Source organism: Pseudomonas sp. SIMBA_041 (assembly GCF_046535095.1).
In the GTDB taxonomy this organism is placed as follows: domain Bacteria; phylum Pseudomonadota; class Gammaproteobacteria; order Pseudomonadales; family Pseudomonadaceae; genus Aquipseudomonas; species Aquipseudomonas mucoides.
In genome coordinates this window covers 1-265 of sequence record NZ_JAWRXJ010000421.1, presented here as the reverse complement: position 1 = coordinate 265, position 265 = coordinate 1, and the positions used below count along the sequence as shown (strand labels likewise).

Annotated in this window: 1 protein-coding gene; it reads left to right on the top strand. The window is 67.9% G+C overall.

The window, feature by feature from the left end; translation table 11 throughout:
- The coding region (locus tag SB725_RS31740; protein ID WP_410923413.1) for a hypothetical protein at positions 1-265 on the top strand (265 nt) is incomplete at both ends.

Sequence of the window (265 nt, the reverse complement as noted above, 5' to 3'; positions counted from 1 at the left end):
CCGATATGCGCGACATGCGCACCGAGGCTCTCGGCATTTCGTCAGCTACGGCGGAAATGCGCGCGTCGCTGGCGCAAGCCGAGGCGGCCACTGTGAGCCTTGGGCACGGCGCCGCCGGCGCGCGCAAAGAGGTTCTCGTGCTGGCGCACGAGGCGGCGACGGGTGCGTGGAGCAACTTCGGTGGGTCGTTGCTGGTGCTCGGCGAGCGCATTGACGCGATGAAGTACCTGCTCAATCCGGTCGCCCTGGGTATCGCGGCAATCGG